This is a genomic window from Candidatus Ancaeobacter aquaticus (assembly GCA_030765405.1).
Lineage (GTDB): Bacteria > Auribacterota > Ancaeobacteria > Ancaeobacterales > Ancaeobacteraceae > Ancaeobacter > Ancaeobacter aquaticus.
Map to the genome: position 1 here is coordinate 1 of JAVCCP010000006.1, position 9,830 is coordinate 9,830.

Genomic DNA, 9,830 nt, shown 5'->3' on the forward strand with positions numbered 1-9,830 from the left:
AGTTTTTATGTCAATAAAATACTTCAACGTCAATACGAATTTGCTCAAACAAGGCGTTTACCACTAAAATATCGTAAATAGAATGACTTATGGTGAGCTAAAATACTTTGTTGCGGAATTGCTGAGTATCTCGTATTTCGTACTTAGTGACTCGTAGAGAAAATAGTGTTTAGCGTAGAGCGGATAGTTCGAGTTTGAATATTGGTAATTGTTTATTGTGATTTGTTTGGAATTTGGTATTTGGTTATTGGAAATTGTCTTTAGAGACTCTGTCTCTAAGACAATTGGCATTTAAATTCACGTGTTGGCCAAATAATGCGGACAACCATGGGCATTGATTCTGTTGAACAGATATTCCCCCATGACATCGCTATTTGTTCCATTTGTATTTCAGGTGAACTCTTCGTTGAGATACCGAGTACAACCTGTTGCACACGTAAATCATGAGCAGTTTGTGTAATAGCATGATGAAAATTATTTGACGCGACAAGAACAGGTATAACCGACATTCCTTTCTTCTCTGCCATCGTTATAACATTGGTGAAAAGATGCTGTTCGTCAGGTATCAGGTGATGCATAGCCGTTTCGTGCCGGTACCCCTGCGCTATCTTTGCGCTCATAACGATCAGATCCGTCTGTTCAGGATCAATTTCCCCCAGCACTTTCTTTAAGTGCACAAGATTGTTCGGATCCCGTACAGCAACAAGTACGCGGTGTTCGTGTTCACACTCACATATCTGGGCAGATAACTTTTCATGATCTTCAAGGTTTACTTTTTCGTACTTGCTGGTTTCATTCAATTTTCTCTTATTAAGGAACTGAGATATAACAAATGTTACAAAAAACGCACTCGTAAATATAAGCCCCAGCGTTGTCGCCGTCGTTTTTGTAAAGAAATTAATTATCGCTATCGTTAATAGCGCAAGGAATATGAGCGCTAACCCTATGGGAAGCTCAACTCCTTTCACCGTAACATTCAATGGCACCTTAAATTCACGCGGGCTTCTATCTTTAAACCTGAGCGCTAACATAGACATGGCATCAAACGTAAAACACCATATCACCCCAAACGAATATGCCTCACCAAGGGCGTATATGTTACCCCGACATAAGACAACGGTCACAAGCTGCATTATCGCAATAACGTTTATTATCCTGCTTGTGGTTCCAAACTTTTTATGCGGGGAACGGAACCAATCGGTTAAGATCCCGTCTTCTGCTACACGGTTAAGCGTACCGTTTGCACCTACCATTGAGGTATTTACTGCCCCTGAAAGGATCAGAAACCCAACGATAACGACAAAAGACTGCATAGCAAAACGTAACGCATACGGCCCGACCATATTCATTGCAAGACCGCTCAATAAATTATCCTGATACTGTGTTGTGCGTATTTCATCCGGAATGATCATAAAAGACAGAATAGATAACCCTGCAGTAAAACAGATACTGAATATGGTTATCACAACAGCGGCTTTTTTCAAATTATGCATCTTTGGCGCCTCGATCTCACGATAAACCTGTGCGAGAGTCTCTTCACCGCTCATAGCAAGTATCGAATGTCCAAACGCGACCATGACACCAAATGTACCTATAGCCTTAAGCCAGTCAAAGCCTTCAAGCCAACCAAACGCTTCGTGACTAAAACTGAGTTCAAAGGCCGGAAAGTGAACACCTTTAATGGCAAGAGTCGGTATCGCCCACAAGAATAATAAAAGCGCCATAACCGATGCGATCTGTATGATCCTCATCGCCTTACCGCTGCTCTCTCCGATGCCGATAACATTTTTACGCCAAAAATATATAATAACGATAAGGGCAAGAATCATCGCGGTAAAATCCCGCGGTAATGCGATATTGATATTTACCATTGGCAATAACTGATTAACTAAACCAACGAGATACTGACCGGCACACACAGCGCTTACCGGTCCGGTAAGCACAAAATCAAACATAAGAGCGGATACCGCAACTTTTGCAAATGTACCACCCAAAACACTTTTAACAACTTTATAGACGCCTCCACGGACAAACATGCCGCATGACTCTATGTATACTAAACGCACACATATTGCAAACAACATTACCGCAAGAATAAACCATGGGGCTGCTTTACCAATGGCCTGCTCTGCAATACCGGCAGCATAATATGCAGACGAACCAAGATCACACAGCACAATCGATGCGGCACGCCAAAAAGATATAAAGGTAAGCATAGCGGTTGTAACAACAACAATTTTTGTTACTTTATGCTTAAAGGCTTTTGGAGACGAACTGTCATGGGGGTTAGTATCCATTACGTTTATGCAATACCTTCTTTTTCTTTGATAAGATAATATATGTCTGCGGGATCCTTGATCTTTAAAAGACTGCTTTTAACAAGGTTATCCTGAAAAACAAATGCAATACGGGTTAAAAGCTGAAGATGTTGTGTAAGTGCATCAACGGGTGAAAGAAAGAGGAAAATAAACTTTGCCGGGAGTTTTTCTGTCTCGTTTTCTTTGATGCCTTGAGGAAAAATACCCAAAACCGAGGTGATTTTCTTAACTCCCTGATAACGGGCATGCGGTATCGCAACTTCATTATCAAGAAATGTACTTTCAAGTCTCTCACGTTTTATTATTTCATCACTGACCGTCTCAGCGCTTTCAATGTTATGGAGTCTACAAAGATGCTCAGAAAGCATCCGTATCGCCTCTTCCTTATCTTTGATAGCATTATTGATAATAATTGCTTCTGGAGAGAGGAAGTGTGAAAGCTTCACACCGCTTTCGCCCAAAGTCTTAATGGGTGTTACCGCTTTTTGTTTCTTCCCAAAGACAAAATCGCGAATAGGACTTACTAATTTACTGATAAATGAGTGCATTTTTTGTGTCTTTTAAAAGTTTTATTAGTAAAAAAGACCAACGGTATAATACTTATCCATTGGCCACTAGAAATAAAGTATATTAAATTAGAAACATATGTCAATAAATATTATTACCCTTAAGGTTACCCGTCTACTGCAAAAGAGCCGCTTAATATATCGTCTAATAGTTTTTGTTTATGCTTATGCTTAATATCATGTATTCGCTCAGCGTGCTTTATGTACACTTTTGAGATTTCGTCTATTTTGGAAGATGGTGACAACGCTAAAACATCATAAGACACACTCATTTGAAATAGCAGTAAAATTGCAAGAAACAATATGCAATAAATAAAATATTTTTTTACTTTGAAGCACGCGTTATTCATAGTTTATTTTCTCCAATATAAACTATAACGACAAATAACTATAAGTTGCTAGCTGGTAACAGTATAACTCATTTTTTACACCATATCAAGTGATGAGGATATTTATATGGAAAAATGTTACCTATTATGGTACCTTCATGACGTTGTACGCATAAAAATTTATGTAAAAATGAGCCATAAGACACCTATGAATAAAAAAAATATCAAAAATAAATCTAAAGTAACCCTGGATTTTGAGAAGGGTAAGCTGTTTTTAAAGGGAACCTGCTCTGATGTGCTTGATACATGTAAAGCGCAATGCTGCAGATCTATAGATGTTTATATTACAAAAGAAGAATTTCAATCTAAACGATATCATGCACGTGCATTATGTTTGTTAACAAAAAGTGACTGTAAATATGAAGACGCACATTGCTTAAACACAGCATATGTATTAAAAAGAAAAGAAGACGGGACCTGTTTCTATCTGAACGATAATAATATGTGTTCAGCATACAAAACCAGGCCTTTAGTTTGCAAACAATTCAGCTGCAGTAATGGGTGGATGCTCTCACCGTCACCCCATTCATCTGATCAAAAAAGAAAAAGCACATTGCTTGCAAAGAAATTTATAAAATTATGTAAAGACGATATGATATTTATTTGCGATCCACTTACAGAAATAAAAACTATTTTTTATTCTAAACAAAAGAAAACGATAACATTTATCAAAAAAATGGCTATTAGGTGTGGTTTAATCTCTGTAGAATGTGATTTTCATACAGATAAGATGGATGATGCTATGCTGATTAACCTTATCAAACTATTTGATGCAAAAAATACATTAGGAGATATACGCCGTATTATGAATAAAAAGTATCCGGTAAAATTATCTAAAAGAGAATTTTATGAACTTATCTGGATTTTTTACCATAACGATATCATTGTCATTAAAAATCAAAATTAACTCCCATACTAATGTCAAAACACAAAATACTTAAATCTGCTCTTACTGTCGGATCAATGACAACCCTTTCACGGATATTCGGGTATATTCGTGATCTGACGCTTGCCGCACTCCTTGGTGCGGGTTTCAGCATGGATGCATTTACCGTCGCATTCCGCATTGCAAATCTCCTGAGACGATTAGTCGCTGAAGGGTCTATGACAGCGGCATTTATTCCTGTTTTTACTAAATATAAATCTGAGAACGAGCAAAAAAAAGTGTGGGATTTTGCCAATAAAATGTTTTTTACGTTAGCATTTATTCTTACAATCACCGTAGTTTTAGCAATTATCTTTGCTCCTTTTATTGTTAAATGCATGGCTCCCGGATTTGAAGAAACGCCCGGTAAAACAGCTGCAACAATACTCTTAAATCGTATCATGGCGCCATACATACTCTTTATTGGCCTTGCAGCGCTTGCTATGGGTATTTTAAATTCACTGGGACGGTTCGCCATACCCTCTTTTGCACCTGTACTATTAAATATCTCAGTCATCACATGCACCTTGCTTTTTTCATCATATTTTAAGGAACCGGCGATCGCTACCGCGATTGGGGCTTTAATTGGCGGCATACTCCAGATTGCAATACAGTTACCGCTTCTCAAAAAATACGGTATGTCATTTCGGTTCAATATCTCTTTTACTCATCCGGCAATAAAGAAAGTTGGTAAACTCATTGTTCCCGGCGTATTTGGCGCAGGTGTCACACAAATTCAGCTTTTGATCGGTTCTCTTTTAGCATCATTTCTTGCACAAGGCGCTGTTTCGAGTTTATATTATTCTGATCGTGTTATGGAGCTCACACTCGGTATACTGGTTATATCTCTTGCGACCGTTACATTACCGGAAATGTCCAAAAGAGCTGCAAAAAACGATATAAATGGGGTGAAAGACATAGTGACTTTTTCCCTCAGGCTTATATCTTTCGGTACGATACCCGCCGTCTTTGGGCTTATCGCTTTACGCACTCCGATAATCAAGGTACTCTTTGAGCACGGCAAGTTCACTGCCGCTGATACTGAAGCTACGGCATACGCACTCATCTTTTATTCTATTGGATTATTCTTTTTTGCGGGAATAAAAGTTATTGCACCGGCATTCTACGCATTTCACGACATTAAAACACCGGTAAAAATCGCATGGGTGTCACTCACAGTCAATGTGGTTACCGCTCTTGTATTTATGCACCCCCTTAAACAGGGGGGAATAGCATTAGGTCTCTCAATCGCTGCATGTGTAAACTGCCTACTTCTCTTATATGTATTTAATAAACGTTACGGAACAATTAATTTAAAAGCTCTTGGGTTTCTCATCGTAAAAATAATGTGCGCGTCAACAGTTATGGCATTCGTATGTGTGGGAATAATACATCTGACAAACTTTTATTCTCATACAAGCATACTCTACCAGGTTTTATCTCTTTTTAGCGCCATTACCGGAGGGCTTGTTACCTATATTGTATTCAGTTTCATATTTAGATGTAACGAAATAAAAGATATAAAGAAATTGATGAGTCTTCGAAAAGAAGAATAGTAAAAACTAACGCTTAGTCCGGTCCAACATTTTCTTAATTGCTCCTGCAAGATACAGAGAACCCGTAACACATATGCAATCTTCAGCTTTTGCGATCGAACGCGCATGCCTAAATGCTTTTAGAGGATCATTTTTAATCTGCACATCCGGACAAGAGACCCTGCATACTTTTTCAATCTCATGGGGATCTATTCCCCGCACAGGATCAGCGCAGGTAATAATAACGGTCTCGGCATGAGAGCAAAGTTCTTTTGCTATGCCTGCCACATCTTTTTGAGTACTGAGTCCCAAAACAAGTATCATATTCTTGTAGCGTATTGCTTGGTCCAGTGTTTTAACAAGATGATGTGCAGAATTCACTGTATGCGCACCATCAAGAATGACCCACGGTTTTTTTGAGACGATTTCAATCCTGCATGACCACACAACATTCTTGAGCCCTTTACGCATAGCGTAAAGAGGTATTGAAAACTGAGGAGTTTGATTCAGATAATCAATCACATGTAGCGCAGTTGCCGCATTGTTAATTTGATGAGACCCAATAAGCCCAATACATAGTTTTCGAATATGCATGTTAGGAGCATTATAATCAAACCATTGTTTTTGTGGAGTTACACGCACGTTACAAATACGTGTGTTTATCGCCACATCTACACAGCGTGCATTATTAGCACGCGCGCGCGCAATGATCTCTTTTAAGGCACTCGGTCTTTGCTGTGCAACGACAACGGTACCATTCTTTTTGATAATACCCGCCTTTTCACGCGCAATAGCAGCAAGGGTCTTACCCAAGATGTGTGTATGATCATATCCAATCGGCGTTATAACGGAAAGAAGAGGCTTGACAACGTTGGTTGCATCTAGTCTCCCCCCTAACCCCACTTCTATAACGGCAATATCGACTTTTTTCTGGGTAAAATAGGAAAATGCAGCTGCGGTAAGGATCTCAAAAACTGTTCCATAATCCTTTTTTGAAGAATTACTTTCTTTTGTCGCTGCTGCAATTTTGTGAATAGTTTTAGCAAATTCATTCTTTGTTATATGAGTTACGCCTACCTGTATTCTCTCTCGTACAGTGACAAGGTGCGGTGACGAGTAAAAACCAACCTCGTACCCTGCTTCATGAAGCATTGATGCAATATACGCTGCAGTTGACCCTTTACCTTTTGTTCCGGCAACAAGGATTGTTTTGCATTGTAAGTGGGGGTTACCAATCTTTTTGAGCAGTTTGCGAAAGCGGGAAAGATTATAATGTGTCTTTTTATATGCTGGCAAAGTGATTCTTTCATAATCAGTATGCCCATAAATATACTGACATGCATCACTGTAAGAGAATGTCTTTTTCACATCTGGTGCCAAATAATAGTGTGTATCCTTAGTGTATCGATATATCAGCTGTAAAACACTCTACCGATAATATCCCTGCGATAAATAACCCCGAGAAGCTTATCATTAGTGTCTACGACGTACACTCTGCGTATATCTTCTTTAACCATTTTGAAGGCGACTTCAATGAGTGGCGTTGTTTCTTTTACTTTAACAACCATCGGGGAAAGCAAATTCCTTACTTTAATTTTATCTTGTTTCTTAAAAAAATCCTCAAATGGCTCAAAGTCTGAAAGATAGGCAATATTTCCAAGCAAATTCGCGTAACTAGGAAGACCTACACATAACAGTCCCTTACCGGTTAAATCTCCTATAAGTTTATCTCCGGGCCCCAAAACCGGTGCGCTATCAATTCCCTTCTTAAAAAATAAACCGACAACTTCTTTTAGATTCATCTCCGGCGATACCGAGGTAATATTTTTGTTCATGAAATCGCCTGCTTGAAGCTCTTTTTTAATACGTACATCAGCTTTTTTAATAATACTTATTACCTCTTTCGCCTTCTTCGCCTCACAAAGCGCCTTCCTATTTGCTGAAACTTTAAGAAAAGCAGATAACGCTGCAAGCGTTTGCAATAATAAAAGATTTTTTGTGTGCGGACAAAGGATAAGGAAAAACAGCTGCACTTTTTTACGATCCGGGGCGTCTACGGCTATACCTGATTTTGAAACTCCAATAGCAATAAAAATATCTCGTAACCCTTCTATGCGTGCATGGGGGAAACTGATACCGTTTCCTACTGCGGTACTCCCATTACGTTCCCTGTCCCAAATAGCATCCTCAAGGACTTTGCTTGTAGGCACTCTATCCTTATTCATAACTATCGCATGCACCAACTGTTTAACAACCTCTTCCTTTGTTGTCGCTTTTAAATCAACTATAACTAAAGATTCATCAAGTATATTTATTAGATTCACGCTGAATCGCTCCCCTCTTTATACTGTTTTTATTTAAATACAATGCGCTTCTTTTTTTCTATGTATCGCACACGCAACAATAGAAGATATAACATCTTCATACTTCATCCCGCAAGCCTCAGCAGCTCTTGCAAAACCGGCATCCGGCGAGATACAGGGATTTGCATTCACATCAATGACAAATAATTCTCCGCTCGAATTCATCCTAAAATCAATTCTTCCGTAATCTCTTAACCCCATTGATTTATACGCAATGAGCGCGTACTTTTCAAGCAAAATCTTTTTTCCATCATCTATCTGTGCCGGGCATAGGGGTTGAGACCCCTTATACTCCATACTTTCCTTTATCCATTTCGCCCTATAGCTGACAATATTGGGCATATCTGACGGCATTTGAGAAAAATCAATTTCTGATAAAGCAAGTACTGTTGGAGGGTTGTTCCCTAAAATTGACACATTAAATTCTCGTCCTTCAATGTACGTCTCGATAATAACTTCGCTATATCGCTTGATCATATCTACAGCTGCTGCTTGCAGTGTTTCTACGTCATAGACCACTGACTCTGCACAAATACCAATGCTCGCATCTTCACGTGCAGGTTTTATGATAAGAGGAAATGACATCGTGTTTCGATCTACCTCTTCCACCGTGCTAATAACGGTACTTTCAGGAACCCTCACCCCGTGAAAAGTAAGAATTTTTTTAGTGATTACCTTATCTAAACTCATGCCAAGCGCTAGTGAGTCTGAACCGGTATAGGATATGCGCAAAAGTTCAAGAAGAGCAGGAATATTTTTTTCATATGAGCTCTGATTATAGACACTTTCAACTAAATTGAAGACCGCATCAATATTTGAAAAAGTGAGCGAATTAATAAAATCAAAACAATCATGTTTTAAAGGAATGAGAATAGCTTCTTCCCCCTGTGTACGTAAAGCTGAACATACCGCGTTACTCTCATCTAAAACATCTGCCTCAGCCTCATATATGTCATGACGTACTTCCGATGTTTCAATATCATTGTAGATTACCGCAATGCTAATAAGAACCTCCCTAATTCACTACACACTCTTTTCGCAACAATTCATCGCCCCTGCTGTTATTAACACGCACTTCATACTTTCCTGACTGCGAAGCACCTATTTTATGTGTGCTGTATGTTCTCCATCTAACAGAATTCACCGGCAATACATAGCGTGCGATTTCTTTATTGTCCCGAAACCATACATGCTCAATTTCTGTTGGTCTTTCTGCTTCGAGAACCACGGTATAAAAACAAAGATTTCCGACTTGCGCGTCAAATAACGAAGAGATACCCTCCGGCACTCTATCGTGTACCGCAGTGCAAAATACTGACTCGCCAATACTGAGGGTTCTTTTCGGCGCAATTGCTTTCAGGGACACAGAGTCAGTATTACCAGGGACCGCTTTTTCATTAAACGGCATATCTGACGATCTCGGCGGCATAACCTGCACAGAATCTTTTTTCTGTGCGCACCCGCCAAGCAAAAGGCCGTAAATGACACAAAATGCCAATAAACATATCTTTATATTATCACTTCTTAGTCCCATAGTCCTCATAGATGTGTAAGTATACAGGTGAAATTGTTGTAAGTCAAAGACAATGTATAATTATGAGTAACCGTGAAAAGTGTAAATTAAAATGCCGTAGGTATAAAGGGAAGCGTTCCATGCCCGGAAACGTTATCCTCAGTGGTCCTAAACAGGAAACACTAGAGGAAAGGATCAAGGCATGGAACAATACCATGGCA

The 9,830-nt window shown here is 39.1% G+C and carries 9 protein-coding genes; 2 read left to right on the forward strand and 7 right to left on the reverse strand.

Features of this window, described 5'->3' with window-relative positions; all coding sequences use genetic code 11:
• Nucleotides 1-275: 275 nt before the first annotated feature.
• The 3 genes from P9M13_00610 to P9M13_00620 form a co-directional block, all read right to left on the reverse strand.
• Nucleotides 276-2,297 (reverse strand): APC family permease, encoded by a 2,022-nt coding sequence (locus P9M13_00610; protein ID MDP8261787.1) that lies wholly within the window; start codon nt 2,295-2,297, stop codon nt 276-278.
• A 5-nt stretch (nt 2,298-2,302) separates the two neighbouring features.
• Nucleotides 2,303-2,866 (reverse strand): PTS sugar transporter subunit IIA, encoded by a 564-nt coding sequence (locus P9M13_00615; GenBank protein MDP8261788.1) that lies wholly within the window; start codon nt 2,864-2,866, stop codon nt 2,303-2,305.
• A gap of 125 nt (nt 2,867-2,991) precedes the next feature.
• A complete protein-coding gene (locus P9M13_00620; GenBank protein ID MDP8261789.1) occupies nt 2,992-3,234 on the reverse strand; it encodes a hypothetical protein in 243 nt (80 codons plus the stop codon).
• 106 nt (nt 3,235-3,340) lie between these two features.
• Between P9M13_00620 and P9M13_00625 the strand changes: the two genes are divergently transcribed.
• Both P9M13_00625 and murJ read left to right on the forward strand, forming a co-directional pair.
• Nucleotides 3,341-4,180, forward strand: a complete 840-nt coding sequence (locus tag P9M13_00625) for a YkgJ family cysteine cluster protein (protein MDP8261790.1) — start codon at nt 3,341-3,343, stop codon at nt 4,178-4,180.
• A gap of 11 nt (nt 4,181-4,191) precedes the next feature.
• On the forward strand, nt 4,192-5,754 hold the full coding sequence (murJ, locus tag P9M13_00630; GenBank protein MDP8261791.1) for a murein biosynthesis integral membrane protein MurJ: 1,563 nt from the start codon (nt 4,192-4,194) through the stop codon (nt 5,752-5,754).
• A 6-nt stretch (nt 5,755-5,760) separates the two neighbouring features.
• Here murJ and P9M13_00635 read toward each other — a convergent pair whose 3' ends face one another.
• From P9M13_00635 to P9M13_00650, 4 genes are all read right to left on the reverse strand, one after another.
• Entirely contained in the window at nt 5,761-7,113 is a 1,353-nt protein-coding gene (locus tag P9M13_00635; GenBank protein ID MDP8261792.1) for a folylpolyglutamate synthase/dihydrofolate synthase family protein, read from the reverse strand.
• A gap of 32 nt (nt 7,114-7,145) precedes the next feature.
• Nucleotides 7,146-8,057 (reverse strand): PTS sugar transporter subunit IIA, encoded by a 912-nt coding sequence (locus tag P9M13_00640; GenBank protein ID MDP8261793.1) that lies wholly within the window; start codon nt 8,055-8,057, stop codon nt 7,146-7,148.
• A 33-nt stretch (nt 8,058-8,090) separates the two neighbouring features.
• Nucleotides 8,091-8,786, reverse strand: a complete 696-nt coding sequence (locus P9M13_00645) for an ATP-grasp domain-containing protein (protein MDP8261794.1) — start codon at nt 8,784-8,786, stop codon at nt 8,091-8,093.
• A gap of 325 nt (nt 8,787-9,111) precedes the next feature.
• A complete protein-coding gene (locus P9M13_00650) occupies nt 9,112-9,630 on the reverse strand; it encodes a DUF2914 domain-containing protein (protein ID MDP8261795.1) in 519 nt (172 codons plus the stop codon).
• Nucleotides 9,631-9,830: the final 200 nt, after the last annotated feature.